13 protein-coding genes are annotated in these 18,070 nt (G+C 65.4%); 3 read left to right on the top strand and 10 right to left on the bottom strand.

Features of this window, described 5'->3' with window-relative positions:
• Nucleotides 1–27: 27 nt before the first annotated feature.
• Complete coding sequence (locus tag HNP46_RS33100; protein ID WP_184597676.1) at nt 28–1,452, top strand: aspartate ammonia-lyase; 1,425 nt, start codon at nt 28–30, stop codon at nt 1,450–1,452.
• A 553-nt stretch (nt 1,453–2,005) separates the two neighbouring features.
• On the opposite strand, the gene HNP46_RS33095 is transcribed toward HNP46_RS33100, so the two are convergent.
• From HNP46_RS33095 to gbcA, 9 genes are all read right to left on the bottom strand, one after another.
• Nucleotides 2,006–2,302, bottom strand: a complete 297-nt coding sequence (locus tag HNP46_RS33095; protein WP_184597674.1) for a cell division protein ZapA — start codon at nt 2,300–2,302, stop codon at nt 2,006–2,008.
• A complete protein-coding gene (locus HNP46_RS33090) occupies nt 2,299–2,529 on the bottom strand; it encodes a hypothetical protein (protein ID WP_184597672.1) in 231 nt (76 codons plus the stop codon). Before HNP46_RS33090 ends, HNP46_RS33095 begins: the two co-directional genes overlap by 4 nt.
• Nucleotides 2,530–2,787: 258 nt before the next feature.
• Entirely contained in the window at nt 2,788–3,564 is a 777-nt protein-coding gene (locus HNP46_RS33085) for an electron transfer flavoprotein subunit beta (RefSeq protein ID WP_184597670.1), read from the bottom strand.
• 159 nt (nt 3,565–3,723) lie between these two features.
• Entirely contained in the window at nt 3,724–4,956 is a 1,233-nt protein-coding gene (locus HNP46_RS33080) for an electron transfer flavoprotein subunit alpha/FixB family protein (protein ID WP_184597668.1), read from the bottom strand.
• A 127-nt stretch (nt 4,957–5,083) separates the two neighbouring features.
• Nucleotides 5,084–7,051 carry a dimethylglycine demethylation protein DgcB gene (dgcB, locus tag HNP46_RS33075; RefSeq protein ID WP_184597666.1) on the bottom strand — a complete coding sequence of 656 codons (1,968 nt, stop codon included), beginning with the start codon at nt 7,049–7,051 and terminating at the stop codon, nt 5,084–5,086.
• 185 nt (nt 7,052–7,236) lie between these two features.
• Nucleotides 7,237–9,297, bottom strand: coding sequence for a dimethylglycine demethylation protein DgcA (gene dgcA, locus HNP46_RS33070; RefSeq protein ID WP_184597664.1), 2,061 nt, complete (start codon nt 9,295–9,297; stop codon nt 7,237–7,239).
• 92 nt (nt 9,298–9,389) lie between these two features.
• Nucleotides 9,390–9,920 carry a DUF5943 domain-containing protein gene (locus tag HNP46_RS33065; RefSeq protein WP_184597662.1) on the bottom strand — a complete coding sequence of 177 codons (531 nt, stop codon included), beginning with the start codon at nt 9,918–9,920 and terminating at the stop codon, nt 9,390–9,392.
• Between the two features lie 125 nt (nt 9,921–10,045).
• Nucleotides 10,046–11,023: a dipeptidase gene (locus HNP46_RS33060; protein ID WP_184597660.1), complete on the bottom strand. Its 978-nt coding sequence runs from the start codon at nt 11,021–11,023 to the stop codon at nt 10,046–10,048.
• A gap of 604 nt (nt 11,024–11,627) precedes the next feature.
• Nucleotides 11,628–12,917, bottom strand: a complete 1,290-nt coding sequence (gene gbcA / locus HNP46_RS33055) for a glycine-betaine demethylase subunit GbcA (protein WP_184597658.1) — start codon at nt 12,915–12,917, stop codon at nt 11,628–11,630.
• A 427-nt stretch (nt 12,918–13,344) separates the two neighbouring features.
• Here gbcA and gbcB point away from each other — a divergent pair, with 427 nt between their 5' ends.
• The gene (gbcB, locus tag HNP46_RS33050; protein WP_038803790.1) at nt 13,345–14,448 is read left to right on the top strand and encodes a glycine-betaine demethylase subunit GbcB; all 1,104 of its coding nucleotides are present in this window, start codon (nt 13,345–13,347) and stop codon (nt 14,446–14,448) included.
• A gap of 235 nt (nt 14,449–14,683) precedes the next feature.
• On the opposite strand, the gene fusA is transcribed toward gbcB, so the two are convergent.
• Nucleotides 14,684–16,732, bottom strand: a complete 2,049-nt coding sequence (gene fusA / locus HNP46_RS33045; protein ID WP_184597656.1) for an elongation factor G — start codon at nt 16,730–16,732, stop codon at nt 14,684–14,686.
• Nucleotides 16,733–17,641: 909 nt separating this feature from the next.
• Between fusA and HNP46_RS33040 the strand changes: the two genes are divergently transcribed.
• A complete protein-coding gene (locus HNP46_RS33040; protein ID WP_017521552.1) occupies nt 17,642–17,959 on the top strand; it encodes a heavy metal-binding domain-containing protein in 318 nt (105 codons plus the stop codon).
• Nucleotides 17,960–18,070: the final 111 nt, after the last annotated feature.

Here is an 18,070-nt window from a genome sequence, read left to right as displayed (position 1 = left end):
CCGTGTCCTCCTGAGACAAACTACGTCATGTCCCCTGTTGCATCGTTCCGCATCGAGAAAGACCTCCTCGGCACCCTCGAAGTATCTTCTGACGCCTACTACGGCATCCAGACCCTGCGCGCTGTGAACAACTTCCGCCTTTCCGGTGTGCCGCTGTCGCACTACCCGAAACTGGTCGTCGCCCTGGCGATGGTCAAGCAGGCGGCAGCCGATGCCAACCACAAGCTCGGCCACCTGCCGGCAGACAAGCACGCCGCCATCAGCGAAGCCTGTGCCCGTCTGATCCGCGGTGACTTCCACGACCAGTTCGTGGTGGACATGATCCAGGGCGGCGCCGGCACCTCGACCAACATGAACGCGAACGAAGTCATCGCGAACATCGCGCTCGAAGCCATGGGCCACACCAAGGGTGAGTACAAGTACCTGCACCCGAACAACGACGTGAACATGGCGCAGTCGACCAACGACGCCTACCCGACCGCCATCCGCCTGGGCCTGCTGCTCGGCCACGACACCCTGCTGGCCAGCCTCGACAGCCTGATCCAGGCCTTCGCTGCCAAGGGCGTCGAATTCGCCGGCGTACTGAAGATGGGTCGTACCCAGCTGCAGGACGCGGTACCGATGACCCTGGGCCAGGAATTCCACGCCTTCGCCACCACCCTGGGCGAAGACCTCGACCGCCTGCGTCGCCTGGCGCCGGAACTGCTGACCGAAGTGAACCTGGGCGGCACCGCCATCGGCACCGGCATCAACGCCGACCCCGGCTACCAGAAGCTGGCCGTCGAGCGCCTGGCCGAAATCAGCGGCCAGCCTGTCGTCCCGGCCGCCGACCTGATCGAAGCCACCTCCGACATGGGCGCCTTCGTGCTGTTCTCCGGCATGCTCAAGCGCACCGCGGTCAAGCTGTCGAAGATCTGCAACGACCTGCGCCTGCTGTCCAGCGGCCCGCGCACCGGCATCAACGAGATCAACCTGCCGCCGCGTCAGCCGGGCAGCTCGATCATGCCCGGCAAGGTCAACCCGGTGATCCCGGAGGCGGTGAACATGTGCGCCTTCGAAATCATGGGCAACGACCTGGCGCTGACCATCGCTGCCGAAGGCGGCCAGCTGCAGCTCAACGTGATGGAGCCGCTGATCGCCTACAAGATCTTCGACTCGATCCGCCTGCTCCAGCGCGCCATGGACATGCTGCGCGAGCATTGCATCACCGGCATCACCGCCAACGTCGAGCGCTGCCACCAGCTGGTGGAGCACAGCATCGGCCTGGTCACCGCGCTGAACCCGTACATCGGCTACGAGAACTCCACCCGCATCGCCAAGATCGCGCTGGAAACCGGCCGCGGCGTACTGGAACTGGTTCGCGAGGAGCAACTGCTGGACGAAGCCACCCTGGCCGACATCCTGCTGCCGGAAAACATGATCGCCCCGCGCCTGATTCCGCTGCGCGCCTGATCATCCGCCCGGCGCGAGCCGGGCACATCTCACCGGTTGAGGGGGAGTATTCCTCCCTCACCTTTCAGGGATTGGTTACCCCCACTCCCTTCTTTTATGCCCGGCGCGGCGGACTTGTCCGAAGCGCCACGTCTCACCGGTTGAGGGGCCTTCTGGCCCACTCTCCTTTAGAAGGGACACCGCTTACCCCGGTGTCCCCTTTTTTTGCCTGTGATTTGGGTAGTGCGGCCGTGGTCTGCTCTTACCGGATAACTCTGAGCTTGGATCGGCCCTCACTCTAGCCCTCTCCCACAGGGAGAGGGGACCGTTCGGTGCAGGATGAAGCCATGGTGTCAGCCGGCACGGCCTGCCCCCTCTCCCTGAGGGAGAGGGCTGGGGTGAGGGGTAAGCACAGGCACGGAATCATCCATGACAAGACAGCAGCGACCTAGGGCGCATGGGAGCAGAACAGTAGGAGCGAGCTTGCTCGCGAACTCGATCGCTCCCGGCGATTCCGCTGTAGGAGAGGTTCGCGAGCAAGCTCGCTCCTACAACGGGAAAGGGCGCGCGGGGATCAGTCCTGGCTTTGCAGGTGATCGAGAATCCGTCGGTTGAGAGCGGCGATACGCTCCACGGCGTCCGCCTCGTCGCACTCCTGATCCTCGCCGCCGAGCTGGCGGGCGCAGAGGTTGAGCGCGGAAAGCACCATCAGCTCATTGCTGGTGACGTAGGGGAATTTCTTCTTGCTGGCGGTGATCTCCGCCTGCAACAGCGCGGCCGCGTCCTGCAGCCGGCGCTCTTCACCGGCCGGCGCGCGGACGCTGTATTCGCGTCCGAGGATGCGCAGGACGCGGACGCCGTCTCCACTCATGCGTGGGCGCGGCTGTCGCTGACGCGGCGGATCAGCGCCTGCAGGCGGGTGGCGGTCGCGTTGTGCTTCTCTTCCTGCTCCATCAGGGACAGCTGCAGGCTGTCGTTTTCCTCACGGGCCTTGAGCAGCTCTTCGCGCACCTGGGCGTTGTCCTGCACCAGCACGTCGTTCTGCTGCAGCAGTTCGGCAACCAGCTGTTCAAGTTGTTCGAGGGTGGAATCGAGCATGGGGAGCCTCCGCAAAGCCTTTCAAAGGGTGCGGAGGATAAAGAAAGGGGCGCGGCGGGGCCAGTGAAAACGGCGATCTTCTGACAAGCCGTATACTGTCAATTCAATAGCTTACGAGACTATTCTCGTGTCATTTCAATGATTTCCGTCCCGCATCCGGAATTTGGACCGAATAATCGCGGACAAAGTCCACTCCTACGATAATTTCCGTGCGTAGGAGCGGACTCCGTCCGCGATCGCTATCCGACAACGCCTTGCTCACACGCGAATCACGCCCTCTTCGCGCAACAGCTTGAAGATCGCCTCGGCGCCCGCCTCGGGCGTGACGTCCTTGAGCACCTGCCCGGTGCCGCCGGAAGCCTTGGCAGTCGCGGCCTTCATGCGTTCGGCGCCGGTCTTCGCCTTGATCACCTTCAAACGCTTGGGCCGCGGGCGCGCCGGTTGCAGGCTACCTTCGGCGAGCAGCGGGTCATCCACCACTTCCACTTCATGAGCTTCCAGGTAACCACGACGGGCCGGGCCGAAGGCACTCTGGCGAGCGACCGGGGCGGCATTGTCGACGCTGGCGACGAAGGGCAGGCGCACCTTCAGCCGGCGGCGCTGGCCACGGGGCAAGGCTTGCAGTACCTGGGCGCTACCGCCTTCCACCTTCTCCACTTCCGCCAGGCCGACCACCAGCGGCCAGCCCAGGCGCTCGGCCAACAGGAAGGGCAGCATGCCGGAGCCTTCGCCGGTTTCCGCTTGGGTGCCGGTGAGCACCAGCTGCGCATCGCTGTCGCCCAGATAGGCCGCCAGCGCAGGGAGAGCGTCAGCGCCAGCGGGCTGCTCGAGCACCGCCAGTTCGTCCAGGCCCATGCCGAGGTAGCCGCGCAGTGCTTCTTCGCCGGCATCACCGGCATGCACCACGCGCAGGCGCTTGCCAGCGAGGCCCATGCCCAGTTCCACCGCGCGGGCATCCTGCTCGGCGCGACGCGCACGGCCGGACGCCGGGTGGGCGCCGATGGAGACCAGGGCGACGATGTTCAGATCGTTCATGCTGCAATCTCGACGTAGGGCGAATAACGCGCAGCGTTATCCGCCGATGGGGCCGTGATGGCGGATAAAGCCTGCGGCTTTATCCGCCCTACGAATGGGTTGAGCGCCCGCGCTTCATACCGATCTTGCCTGAAGCCTGCCGCCTGAAGCCTGCTGCTGTTATGCCGCATCACGCGCCGCTCCATTGCGATGGGCTTCGGCCAGGGCCATCAGCGCCTTGAGGATCGCGGCGGAGTCGCCGATCACCGAGAGGTCGGCGCGTTTGATCATGTCGCAGCCCGGGTCCAGGTTGATCGCCACCACCTTGTCGCAGGAGCCGATGCCCTGCAGGTGCTGGATCGCCCCGGAAATGCCCACCGCCAGATAGACCCGCGCGGTGACCCAGGTACCGGTAGCGCCGACCTGGCGGCCACGCGGCATGTGGCCGTCATCCACCGCCACGCGGGAGGCGCCTTCGGTGGCGCCGAGGGCGACGGCTGCGCGGTGGAACAGGTCCCAGTCCTTCACGCCGTTGCCGCCGGAAAGGATGAACTCCGCCTCCGCCATGGGAATCTGCGCCGGGTCCACGGCTACCGGGCCGAGGTCCTCGATACGCGGCAGGTTGCGTGCGACCTTGCTCTCCAGCTCGACGGCGCGGGCTTCGTGGCGGGTCTCGCTGACCGGCTCGGCGCACTCGGCGGCGGCCAGGATTAGCCGTGGCAGCTCGCGGTGCAGGTCCTGCCGGCCGGCACCGGCACGGCCGACGCAGCGCTCGCCTTCGGCCTGCCAGACGCGGGTTGCCGGGCGTTCGCCGAGGCTGGCAGCCAGTCGCCGACCCAGCTCGCCGCCACCGCTGCGGCTGTCCGGCAGCAGCCAGTGACGCGGGGCGAACTGGCTGTTGACCGAGCGCAGCGCCAGCACCCGTTGTTCCGGGGCGTAGCCATCGTACTCGTTGCCTTCGATCTGTAGCAGACGGTCGACGCCGGCCGTGTCGAAAGCGGATTCCTTGTGCTCACCGAACACCACGGCCAGCACCGCGCCGTCGCTGCCGGCGAGCTTGCGGGCCAGGCCCAGCAGGTCGCGGTCGTGGCTGGAAAGACGGCCGCCGACCATGTCCGGCACTACGGCAATCAGGAACGCCGGCTGTTCGAGGATCAGCAGCGGCAGCTGCACGACTTCCGCCGCGCTGCTGCGCTTGCCGCCGGTGCCTTGCTGGCCACCGGAGCGGTCGATGCGCTTGATGCCGTTCGGGCCGATGAAACCCACCGCGTGGGGGTTCTTGCGCACCACGCCGTTGGGGCCCATCCAGCGACTCTCGCCGCCCTGGGCCGATTGCATGGCCGCGTGCAGCGGATGCAGGCGGTTGCGGGCGATCCACTCGGCACGCGGGTCGCGGCGGATGATGTCGCTCATGACAGAGCCTCCAGCGCGAAGGTGCTTTTCGTGGGAGCGAGCTCGCTCGCGAACGGATCAGCACCGAAGTTTGGGCGGTTCGCGAGCAAGCTCGCTCCTACAGGTTCAGGTCTGTGCAACGAGTTCATCAATGCACCTCCACCGCTTCTTCACGGCGCGCCAGCGAGGGCTTTTTTGCCGGCACCTCGGTGGCCTCGATGAGGACCTCGGCAACCAGTTCGGCGATGTCCTTGATCTCCGGGCGCGGCGCGACCACGCCTTCGAGCATCGCGGTGCACTGCGGGCAGCCCACGGCCACCACCTCGGCGCCGGTCTCCTTGATGTCGACCATGCGCATGTCGGGAATCCGCTGCTTGCCGGGGATGTCGGTGATCGGCGCGCCGCCGCCACCGCCGCAGCAGCGCGAGCGGAAGCCGGAGCGGGCCATTTCCTTCACTTCGATGCCGATGGCCTTGAGCACGTTGCGTGGCGCTTCGTACTCGCCGTTGTAGCGACCGAGGTAGCACGGGTCGTGGTAGGTCACACTGGCGGCCTTGCTCTGGCCGAGGTTCAGCGCACCCTTCTGCACCAGCTCGTCGATGAAGGTGGTGTGGTGCAGTACCTGGTAGTTGCCGCCCAGCGCGCCGTATTCGTTCTTCAACACGTGGAAGCTGTGCGGGTCGCAGCTGACGATGCGCTTGAAGCGGTATTTGGCCAGGGTGGCGATGTTGCGTTTGGCCAGGGTCTGGAAGGTGGCTTCGTCGCCCAGGCGACGGGCCACGTCGCCGCTGTCGCGTTCTTCCAGGCCGAGCACGGCGAAGTCGACGTGGGCGGCCTTGAGTATCTTCACGAAGGAGCGCAGGGTGCGTTGGTTGCGCATGTCGAAGGCGCCGTCGCCGACCCAGAACAGTACGTCGGCCTCCTGCTTGTCGGCCAGCAGCGGCAGGTTCAGGTCCGCTGCCCAGTTCAGCCGGCCGCCGGGGGCGAAGCCGCCGGGGTTGTCGGTGGCGATGAGGTTTTCCAGCACCTCGGCGCCCTTGTTCGGGGTCGCGCCCTTTTCCAGGGTGAGGTGGCGGCGCATGTCGACGATGGCGTCGACGTGCTCGATCATCATCGGGCATTCCTCGACGCAGGCGCGGCAGGTGGTGCAGGACCAGAGGGTGTCGGCATCCACCAGCGCCTTGCCGTCCAGCGCCACGATGGGCTGGTGCGGGCCGCCACTGTGTTCACCCAGCGGTTTGCCCGGATAGGGGGAACCGGCGAAGTGGGCGTCACTGCCACCGGCCAGGCCGATGACCATGTCCTGGATGAGCTTCTTCGGGTTCAGCGGCTGGCCGGCGGCGAAGGCCGGGCACATCGCCTCGCACTTGCCGCACTGCACGCAGGCGTCGAAGCCGAGCAGCTGGTTCCAGGTGAAATCGGTGGGCTTCTCGACGCCCAGCGGCGCCATCGGGTCCTGCAAATCCAGCGGCTTGAGGCCGGTGGAACGACCGCCTCCGAAGCGCTCAGAACGACGATGCCAGGCCAGGTGCAGGGCGCCGGCGAAGGCGTGCTTCATCGGGCCGCCCCAGGTCATGCCGAAGAACAGCTCGGACACGCCCCAGGCCACGCCCACCGCGAGGATCGCCGCGAGGAACCAGCCACCGAAACCTTCGGGCAGGATGCCGGCCACCGGCAGGGTGGCAATGAAGAAGCTCGCCGAGAACATCAGCAGGCTTTTCGGCAGGCGCATCCACGGACCTTTCGACAGCCGCGACGGCGGGTCGAGGCGACGCCTGGCGACGAACAGCGCACCGCCGAACATCAGCGCGGTGGCGGCCAGCAGGGCGAAGCCGAGAATGCGGCTGTGCAGGCCGAAACCATGCACCAGGATGGCCAGCAGCGCAGCCAGAACGAAGCCGCCGGCGGTGGCCACGTGGGTCTTCGACATGTACTTGTCGCGCTCGACCACGTGGTGCAGGTCCACCAGGTAGCGGCGCGGCATCTTCAGCAGGCCGCCGAGCCAGTCGACCTGGGCGGGTCGGCCGCGGCGCCACATCGAGAAGCGCTTCACGGCGCCCAGCACGGCAAGGCCGAGGGCGGCGAAGAGCAGGATGGGGAGGATGATGTTGAGCATTGTTATGGGTCTCCCTACGGGACCTCAGGGGGCGCTGGACAAGCTCCCTCTCCCGCTGGCGGGAGAGGGCGGGGGGAGAGGGTGTTTCCGGTCGGTTCAGTCACCCGGCCCACCACCCTCTCCCCAACCCTCTCCCTGAAGGGAGAGGGGGCTGTCCGTGCCAACCGGACATCACGAGGCGTGTCTTAGAAGTCCTTGCACAGACGCAGCGCGTCGTAGATCGCCGCGTGGGTGTTGCGCGGGGCCACACAGTCGCCGATGCGGAACAGCAGGTAGCCGTCGCCCGGCTCGGCGAGACACGGCTGCGGCTTGATCGCGAACAGCGCCTCGACGTCGATCTGGCCCTTGTTGCGCGAGCCCTGCTTGAGCGCGTAGTACAGACTCTCGTCCGGACGTACGCCGTTCTCCACGACGACCTGGTCAACCACCCGCTCCTCTTTCGCGCCGGTGTATTCGTTCTCCAGCACCGCCACCAGCTTGTCGCCCTCGCGGTAGACCTTTTCCAGCATCAGGTCACCGGTCATGATCACTTCCTTGGGGTACATGCTGCGGTAGTAGGTCGGGAAGGTGGTGCCGCCCATGGCCACACCCGGCTTGATGTCGTCGGTGACGATTTCGACCTGGGAACCCTTGTCGGCAAGGAAGTCCGCCGCCGACATGCCGCCGAACTCGCAGATGGTGTCGTAGACCAGCACGTTCCTGCCCGGCGCCACCTTGCCGTCGAGCACATCCCAGCTGCTGACTACCAGCCCGTCGGCGGCGCCCCAGTGCTCGTTCTGTTCGACGAACGGATGGCCGCCGTTGGCCAGCACCACCACGTCGGGGCGCAGGTCGAGGATGGTGTCGGCGTCCGCGCCGGTGCCCAGGCGCAGGTCGACGTTCAGCCGCGCCAGCTCCAACTGGTACCAGCGGGTGATGCCGGCGATCTGGTCACGCTGCGGGGCTTTCGAGGCGATGGTGATCTGCCCGCCGAGCTGGTCCTTCTTCTCGAACAGGGTGACGTCGTGACCGCGCTCGGCGGCGACGCGCGCCGCTTCCATGCCGGCCGGACCACCACCGACCACCACCACCTTGCGCTTGACGCCGGTGGTCTTCTCGATGATGTGCGGCAGGCCCATGTACTCGCGGGTGGTCGCGGCGTTCTGGATGCACAGCACGTCCAGGCCCTGGTACTGGCGGTCGATGCAGTAGTTGGCGCCGACGCACTGCTTGATCTGGTCGACCTGGCCCATCTTGATCTTGGCGATCAGGTGCGGGTCGGCGATGTGCGCACGGGTCATGCCGACCATGTCGACGTAGCCGCCTTCGAGGATGCGCGTGGCCTGGTTCGGGTCCTTGATGTTCTGCGCGTGCAGCACCGGCACGTTGACCACTTCCTTGATGCCGGCGGCCAGGTGCAGGAACGGCTCCGGCGGGAAGCTCATGTTGGGGATGACGTTGGCCAGGGTGTTGTGGGTGTCCGCGCCGGAGCCGACCACGCCAATGAAGTCGAGCATGCCAGTGTCGCTGTAGTACTTGGCGATCTGCTTCATGTCCTCGTGGGACAGGCCATCCGGATGGAACTCGTCACCGGAGATACGCAGGCCGACACAGAAGTCGTCGCCGACTTCCTGGCGCACGGCCTTGAGCACTTCCAGGCCGAACTTCATCCGCCCCTCGAAAGTACCGCCCCATTCGTCGGTGCGCTTGTTGACGCGCGGGCTCCAGAACTGGTCGATCATGTGCTGGTGCACGGCGGACAGCTCGACACCGTCCAGGCCCCCGGCCTTGGCGCGGCGGGCCGCCTGGGCGAAATCGCCGATCACCCGCCAGATTTCCTCGATCTCGATGGTCTTGCAGGTGGCCCGGTGCACCGGCTCGCGCACGCCCGAGGGCGACATCAGGGTCGGCCAGTTGAAGCCATCCCAGCGCGAGCGGCGGCCCATGTGGGTAATCTGGATCATGATCTTGGCGCCATGCTTGTGCATGGCGTCGGCCAGGTTCTGGAAGTGCGGGATGATGCGGTCGGTGGAGAGGTTCACCGAACTCCACCACTCCTGCGGGCTGTCGCTGGATACGACCGAGGAGCCGCCGCAGATGGCCAGGCCGATGCCGCCCTTGGCTTTCTCCTCGTAGTACTTCACGTAGCGCTCGGTAGTCATGCCACCATCGGTGGCGATCACTTCGGCGTGGGCGGTGGAGAGCACGCGGTTGCGGATGGTCAGCTTGCCGATCTGGATCGGCTGGAACATTGCCTCGAAAGCCATTGCGGCATCCTCACGGGATCAGAGGTTTCTTGTTGTCTGGCGGCCCCGAGGGCCGCTGGTTCGCGAGCAGGCTCGCTCCTACGAAGATCAGGTCAGAGCGGCTTGACGACGAACAGGCCGTCGTCGTGGCCTTCCTCGGAGCCGCTGTAGACCTGCTCGGCCACGGTGCGCAGGTCACTGCCGCGCGCCTGGAGAATCTGGTCCATGGCGCCGGCGAACCAGCCGGTGAACATGTAGTCGACCTTGCGGTTGACCTTGCCGTAGACGTAGACGAAGGCCGAGTGCTTCAGGCGCACCTGGGCGGTGCCTTTGTCGAGATCGATCTGCTCGATCTGGAACAGGCCCCAGCCGCGCTGGGACAGGCGCTTCATGTAGTGCTCGAAGACTTCGACGCCGACCAGGCCGTGGCACTCGGCTTCCTTCTCGCACCAGTGCCAGGCGGACTTGTAGCCGGCCTTGTAGAGGATTTCGGCATAGCGCTCGGCGCCCAGCTCTTCCTCGATGCCCATGTGGTTGTTGACGAAGAAGTGCCGCGGTACGTAGAGCATCGGCAGGGCGTCGGTGGTCCAGACGCCGGTTTCGCTGTCGACTTCGATGGGCAGTTCGGGGGCGTGTTTGGCCATGGTGTTTCGCTCCAATTCTCTGGCTCCCTCTTGCCTGAGCAGAGGGTGGGGATGAGGGGGACTACGGGTGAGCGCGGTTGGCCCTCACCCCGGCCCTCTCCCGGAGGGAGAGGGGGAAAAGCGGCTTACTCGCCCCAGACTTCGCCGAGGACCCTGACCCAGTTCTCGCCCATGACCTTGCGCACCACGCGCTCGGGCATGCCGCGCTTGAGCAGGGTCTCGGTGAGGTTGGGGAATTCGCCCACGGTGCGGATGCCCAGCGGGTTGACGATCTTGCCGAAGCTGGTGAGGCGGCGGGCGTAACCCTTGTCGTGGGTCAGCCACTCGAAGAAGTCCTGGCCGTGGCCCTGGGTGAAGTCGGTGCCGATGCCGATGGCATCCTCGCCGACGAGGTTCATCACGTACTCGATGGCTTCGGCGTAGTCGTCGATGGTCGAGTCGATGCCCTTGGCGAGGAACGGCGCGAACATGGTCACGCCGACGAAGCCGCCGTGGTCGGCGATGAACTTCAGCTCGGCGTCGGACTTGTTGCGCGGGTGTTCTTTCAGGCCCGACGGCAGGCAGTGGGAATAGGTGACGGGCTTCTTCGACTCGAGGATGACTTCCTCGGAGGTCTTCGAGCCGACGTGGGACAGGTCGCACATGATGCCGACGCGGTTCATCTCCGCGACGATCTCGCGGCCGAAGCCGGAGAGGCCGCCGTCGCGCTCGTAGCAGCCGGTGCCGACCAGGTTCTGGGTGTTGTAGCACATCTGCACGATGCCCACGCCCAGCTGCTTGAACACCTCGACGTAGCCCAGCTGGTCCTCGAACGCATGGGCGTTCTGGAAGCCGAAGAGGATGCCGGTCTTGCCCTGTTCCTTGGCCTTGCGGATGTCGGCGGTGGTGCGTACCTGCAGCACCAGGTCGCTGTTGTCGCGGATCAGCTTGCTGCTGGAGACGATGTTGTTCACCGTCGCCTGGAAGCCTTCCCACACCGACACGGTGCAGTTGGCGGCGGTCAGTCCGCCCTTGCGCATGTCCTCGAACAGCTCGCGGTTCCATTTGGCGATGATCAGACCATCGATGACGATGCTGTCGGCGTGAAGTTCGGCTGGGCTCATCTTGGCGTCTCTCTATTCAGGCAAGGCTGGTGCGACGGGACTTGTGCCGACGCTTTGCAGGCAGGATATCCCTGCCCCCGGAGGCGACCCGGTTCGAAAACGACCAGGGTCGTGCCGAAAGCGTCAACCTCACGACACGGGCGACAGCGTTTGCGTCGTGCTGGGGAATGTGGGGGCTGGAGGTCACGAACTGCGGGCTGCACAGAACCTGTGGGAGCGAGGGGGACGCCCAGTTCTTGCTCGCGAACGCTCTTCATTGCGGGGCGCGGCGCTGCTCGGAGTAGCCGGCTCGCTTAGAGTTTCGCTTGATGCTTTACAGTCCCCTCTCCCTTCAGGGAGAGGGTTAGGGAGAGGGTGATACGGCGGCGGCACGGAGCCTTACGGGAAGAGGTTCGCGAGCAAGCTCGCTCCTACAAAGGGCAGGCGAGCGCGTCGCTCGGCCGAAATTCAGCGCTTGCGCCAGCAGGCAAAGAGGTTCCACGCCACCAGGCCGGTGACGAAAGCGGAGCTGCTGTAGAAGAGCATGGCGTCCACGTGGCTTCCTCGGTAACGACAGCGCATAACGAAAACGCCCCCGGGAACGGGGGCGCTGGTTGGGCGGGGCTTACTTCTCGGCGACCAGGCGGGCGTGGGCGGACTCCTCGCCCAGGTTGTTGAGCATCCGCTCGCTGTACCAGTCGAGGAAGTTGATCACGCCGAACTCGTAGGTCTTGGAGTAAGGCCCCGGCTGGTAGGCGGTGGAGTTGATGCCGCGCTGGTTCTCCTCAGCCAGGCGACGGTCCTGGTCGTTGGTGGCGTCCCAGACTTCGCGCAGGCGCGCCACGTCATAGTCGACGCCTTCCACCGCGTCCTTGTGTACCAGCCACTTGGTGGTGACCATCGTCTGCTGCGCGCTGATCGGCCACACGGTAAAGACGATCAGGTGGTCGCCCATGCAGTGGTTCCACGAATGCGGCAGGTGCAGGATGCGCATCGAGCCCAGGTCCGGGTTCTGGATGCGGCCCATGAGCTTCTTGCTGCCCTGCTTGCCGTCCATGGTCATGGACACGGTGCCCTGCAGCAGCGGCATGCGCACGATGCGGTTGCGCAGGCCGAAGCTTTCATGGGCGTAGGGGATCTTCTCGGCCTCCCAGGCGGTGGTACAGGCGGCGACCTGGTCCTTGAACGCCTGGCTGGCGCGCGGATCGGTGACGTCGTCCCACTCCAGCAGGGTGTTGAGCAGCTCCGGATGCGACCCGTTGCAGTGGTAGCACTCGCGGTTGTTCTCCAGCACCAGCTTCCAGTTGGCCTTTTCCATCAGCGTGGTCTGCACCGCGACCTTGGTGTTCTCCATGTCGTACGGCTCCATGTAGTGCTCGAGCGTACGCAGGAAGTCATCGATGGCCGGCGGATTCTCCGACAGCGAGATGAAGATGTAGCCGCCGGCGGTCTTCACGTTCACCGGTTTCAGGCTGTAGTCCTTCATGTCGAAGTCGGTGCCCATCTCGGTGCCGGCGAACAGCAGGCGGCCGTCCAGCTCGTAGGTCCACTGGTGGTAGGGGCAGACCAGCTTGGCGACCTTGCCCTTGTCGCTGACGCACAGGCGCGAGCCGCGGTGGCGGCAGACGTTGTGGAAGGCGTGGATCTTGCCCTCGGCGCCACGTAGAACGATCACCGGGTTGTCGCCGATCTGCAGGGTGAGGAAGTTGCCCTTGGCGGGGATCTCGCAGGTCATGCCGGCGATCAACCACTCCTTGTGGAAGATCTCCTGCATGTCCAGCTGGAACAGGCGCTCGTCGTTGTAGAAGGGCTGCGGCAGCGAGAAGCTGTGGTCGCGGCTGCGCAGCATCTCGGCGGTGGCCTTGCGGGCCGGTTCCAGCGGGTCGCCCAGACTCAGGGTAGTGGTGACGTCCATTGCTAGGTCCTCATGCCGCAGCCGCATCGGCTGCTGGCGGAAATAAGTGGCTGATACGGTTTGCCACGCAGGGCAATTGCAGCAGGTGCCAGGCGCGCCGAGTGCGCCGTTTCCCGCCGTCTCGTTCAACCTTGGGGGGTTGCTCGGCATGAGGCTGAGTGTGGGGCCGCGCCCCGTAGGAACCCTTATCCATGGGCGACACGGCCACGTCATTTCCCGACGCGCAATGGCGCGCCCCAGGCGGCAGGTCGCGATAAGCATGCAAATGTCGCTGGCAGGTAAATGCGCAGGCCGGCGTCGTGCACACAATCCGCCCCATCAGGCATGCCGACAGGCCCCGAGCCTTCTGCGTCCGGACGACGCAGACAGACGGGCCCCGGCGCTGCCCCATCAGGCCCAGCACGGCCCGCGTGCGCGGAGAGACAGCATGTCGACGAACACCTTCCTCAACCCGGTCAACACCCAGACCTGGGCCAACGGCCGCCACCTGGTGCGCTGCGTCAAGGCCATCCAGGAAACCTGGGATGTGCGCACCTTCTGCTTCATGGCCGACGCGCCGATCATGTTCTTCTTCAAGCCTGGGCAGTTCGTCACCCTGGAACTGGAGATCGACGGCCAGCCAATCATGCGTTCCTACACCATCTCCAGCTCGCCCTCGGTGCCCTACAGCTTCTCCATCACCATCAAGCGCGTGCCCGGCGGCAAGGTGTCGAACTGGCTGCACGACAACCTCAAGGAAGGCGACCAGATCCCGGTGCACGGGCCGGTGGGCAACTTCAACGCCATCGATTTTCCCGCCGAGAAGGTGCTGTTCCTCTCCGGCGGCGTCGGCATCACCCCGGTGATGTCGATGTCGCGCTGGTTCTTCGACACCAACGCCAACGTCGACATGGTCTTCGTGCACAGCGCGCGCACACCCAAGGACATCATCTATCACCGCGAGCTGGAGCACATGAACTCGCGGATCAACAACTTCAAGCTGTACCTGGTCTGCGAGAAGTACGAGATGGGCGAGTCCTGGGCTGGCTACCGGGGCTTCCTGAACAAGGCGATGCTGCAGCTGATGGCGCCGGACTACCTCGAGCGCGAAGTCTTCTGCTGCGGGCCGACGCCCTACATGCACGCGGTCAAGCGCCTGCTCGAAGCCGAGGGCTACGACATGTCGCGCTACCACGAGGAGGCCTTCGGCCCGACCCCGCCGGAAGTGCGCGCCGACGTGAAGGAACTGGCCGCCGAAGCCGCCGAGGCGCCGGCCGTGCCGCTGGCCGAGCAGAACCTGGTGGAGTTCTGCGAGACCGGCAAGAGCATCCGCGTGGCGCCGGGCGAGACCGTCCACGCCGCCGCCGCGCAGCTCGGCCTGCACATTCCCAAGGCCTGCGGCATGGGCATCTGCGGCACCTGCAAGGTGATGAAGCGTTCCGGCGAGGTAGAGATGGAACACAACGGCGGGATCACCGACGAAGACGTTGCCGAAGGCTACATCCTGTCCTGCTGCAGCGTGCCCAAGGGCGACGTGGTGATCGAGTACTGATCACAGCCTGCCCCCACCTGCCCCACACGTTACCCACCGAGTTATCCACAGGCTGAAGGTGTTCCGGCGCAAGGCCGGAGACACCTCCGGCCGAACCGTCTGGCCGCCTCGATCCCGTCTGCAACCCGCATGCCAGCTGACTTTCGCTCTGTCGGCGAAAACGTCGGACAGGAGCGCGCGGACGCCCAGCCACGGGCCTTTTCGGGCAACCGCCGCGACGAATATCCACATTCGCTCAGTCTTCTTCCGGGACCGCCTTGTAGCCACTGGACAGGCGTTGCTGCACGTCCTGCGGGACGGCGCTGTAGTGGCTGGCGGCAAGGCTGTAGAGGCCTTGGCCGGCAGTGATGGACTTCAGTCGGTTGGCATAGCCGTCCAGCTCCGCCAGCGGCACCTGCCCGCGCACCAGCGCGACGCTGGTCGACAGCGACTCGGTGCCCAGCACCTGGCCACGGCGGCCGGTAAGATCGGCGGTGATATCGCCCAGATGGGTGTCCGGCGTGGTCACCTCGATCTGCATCACCGGCTCCAGCACGATGCCGCCGGCATTGCGCAGCGCATCGAGCATGGCCTTGCGCCCGGCGGCCTGGAAGGCGATGTCCTTGGAGTCCACCGAGTGGCTCTTGCCGTCGTAGACCGTGACCTTCACATCCTCAACCGGGAAGCCGGCCAGCGGGCCAGCCGCCAGCGCCGAGCGCACACCCTTCTCCACCGAGGGCAGGAAGTTGCCGGGAATCACCCCGCCCTTGATCGCATCGACGAAGGCGAAGCCTTCGCCACGCGGCAGCGGTTCGATGCGCAGGAACACCTCGCCGAACTGCCCTGCCCCGCCGGTCTGCTTCTTGTGCCGGCTGTGGCCCTCGGCGCTGCGGGTCGCCGTTTCCCGGTAGGGCACGCTGGGCGCACGGGTCTGCACCTCCAGCTTGTACTGCCCGGCCATGCGCTCCAGCAGGTAGCGCAGATGCATCTCGCCCATGCCGCGCAACACGGTTTCCTGGGTGGACGCGTTGTAGTCCAGGCGCACGCAGGGGTCTTCGGCCTGCAGGCGCTGAAGGATTTCCGCCAGGCGCTGCTCATCGCCACGCCGGCTCGCCTCGATCGCCAGTCCCTGCATGGGCGTGGGGAAATCCAGGGGCTTGAGGTGGATATGGTCCTCGTCGTGGGAATCGTGCAGCACCACGCCGTACTCCAGTTCGTCGACCTTGCTCAGCGCGCCGAAGTCACCGGGAATCAGCCACGGCGCCTCCTCGTGCTTCTTTCCCTGCAGGCGCAGCAGGTGGCCGACCTTGAACGGCTTGCGTCCATCGCCGGCGAACAGCTGCATTTCCCGGCGGATCGTGCCCTGGTGTACGCGGAACACCGCGAGACGGCCAACAAAGGGATCGATCACCACCTTGAACACATGGGCCAGCACGTGGGCCTTGGGATCGGGGTGGCAGGTCACCGGATTCTCCGCGCCCTGGTCGTCGGTGCGCAGGAGCAGCGGCGGGTTGCCCTCGGTGGGATTGGGCGCCAGTCGCGCGAGGATATCCGCCAGCTCCGGCACACCGGCGCCGGTGCGGGCGGAGACGAAGCACAGCGGAATCAGGTGGCCTTCACGCAGGGCACGTTCGAAGGGTTCATGCAGCGCCTCGGGCGCCACCTCGCCCTCCTCCAGGTAATGCGCCATCAGCGCCTCGTCCACCTCCACCACCTGGTCCACCAGCGCCTGGTGCGCCTCGGCCACGGAGGAGAAGTCGGCCGCGCCATCGGGATTGAAGAAGCAGTCTGCCACCCGCGCGCCGCTCTCGGCGGGCAGATTGATCGGCAATACCTCCTTGCCGAATGCTTCGCGCAAACGCGCCAGCAGACCCGGCAGGTCGATGCGCTCGGCGTCGATCTTGTTCACCACCAGCATGCGGCACAGGCCGCGCTCGCCGGCCCAGTCCATCATGCGGCGGGTAGTCAGTTCGATGCCGTTCTGCGCATTCACCACCACCAGCGCGGTTTCCACCGCCGCCAGCGCCGGCAGCGCGTGGCCGATGAAGTCGGGATAGCCGGGGGTGTCGATCAGGCGGACGTGGGCGCCCTCGTGCTCGAAGTGCGCCAGGGCGGCGGCCAGGGAGTGGTGATACTCGCGCTCCAGGGGGTCGGAGTCGCACAGGGTGTCGCCGCGCTCCAGTGAGCCCATGCTGGGGATGGCGCCGGCGTGCTGCAGCAGCGCTTCGGCAAGCAGGGTCTTGCCGCTGTCGCCGTGGCCGACCAGGGCCACGGTGCGGATCTGTTCCACCGAGTAACTGGACATGCTGAATCTCCCGCCCCCAGGGTGTTTCAAGTATAGGCAGCCGGCCCTGCAACCCTGGACAAATATTGACCAGTCTGGCGCGGGCCAGCGGCCGCGGGCTTCCCAGCGATCCATCCACAAACCGCCCACAAGTTCCTGGCAGAACGCTGCACAGCGGATGTGGAAAACCCAGCGCAAAATTCGCCGCAAGCCAGTATTGGCGCGACTTTCGCCATTTGCTCAAAAAACGTACTGACGCGATGGACGCCCGCCCCGCCTGGCCTGCAGCGATCTGGGTACAGGTTGTCCACACGTTCTGAAAGATTCGCCCCACAGGCATTGTGGAAAGTTTCCTGCAGCCCCCGCCACTGGGGAAAAGTCGCTGTGGATCAGTCGTTTGCCGGCGCCACTGGTCAATCCTTGAACAGCTTCGTGGAAAGCCCGCCGAACGTGACCCAGGCGATGTTTTCCACAGGACGCGCACAAGAGACTCAACATAAACCGGGGATAGCGCTGGAGAGATCATGCACAGGGAATCCGCCGAAATTGCTACACAGGCTCGCAAGTGCTTGAAAAAGCTGTACTGATCAAGAAATAGCCAGCTTTCGCGAAGCCCCGTCCGATCAGCTCCGCAGGCATCTCCCAACAGTTTTTCCACAGGTTGGACAAGCGCGCCTCCACAGCCATTGTGGAGATCTCCACTTCAGCCTTATCCAGGTCTTGAAGCCACGAAATACGCGGCTTCAGTGAAAATAGGCGGCGATTTTCGCTCATTCATCAAAGCGTCATCGCAGTGTCATTTTCCACCAGGTTGTCCACAGCTTTATCACAAGCTTGCCCACGGATTTTCGCCAAATGCTGAAACACAGCCGGCGCGGCCTTCGCTGGGTGCGCGGCTATGCTGGATTTGCCCAGCAGAGGAGCCAGCCCATGATCCTGACCACCACGCCCACCATCGAGGGCAAGACCATCCAGGAATACCGCGGCATCGTGGTCGGCGAGGCGATCCTCGGCGCCAACGTGTTCCGTGACCTGTTCGCCGGCCTGCGCGACATCATCGGCGGCCGCTCCGGGGCGTACGAGAAGGAATTGGGGCGGGCGCGGGAGATCGCCTTCGAGGAACTGCAGGAACGCGCCCAGGAGCTGGGCGCCAATGCCGTGGTCGGCATCGACCTGGATTACGAGGTGGTGGGACAGAATGGCAGCATGTTGATGGTCAGCGTGAGCGGGACGGCGGTGCGGATCTGACGTCGATGCCTCTTTCGTAGGAGCAACTGTCTTTCACCCATTCTCCGTTCGCCACTGAGTGCCATCCCTGACCATTGCGTTGAGCCTCACGATCAGCACGCGCATGCAGGC

The organism is Pseudomonas nitroreducens, from assembly GCF_014204515.1.
Lineage (GTDB): Bacteria > Pseudomonadota > Gammaproteobacteria > Pseudomonadales > Pseudomonadaceae > Pseudomonas > Pseudomonas nitritireducens_A.
The sequence above is the reverse complement of the archived record's forward strand: the minus strand, read 5'-3'. Positions and strand labels throughout refer to the sequence as shown.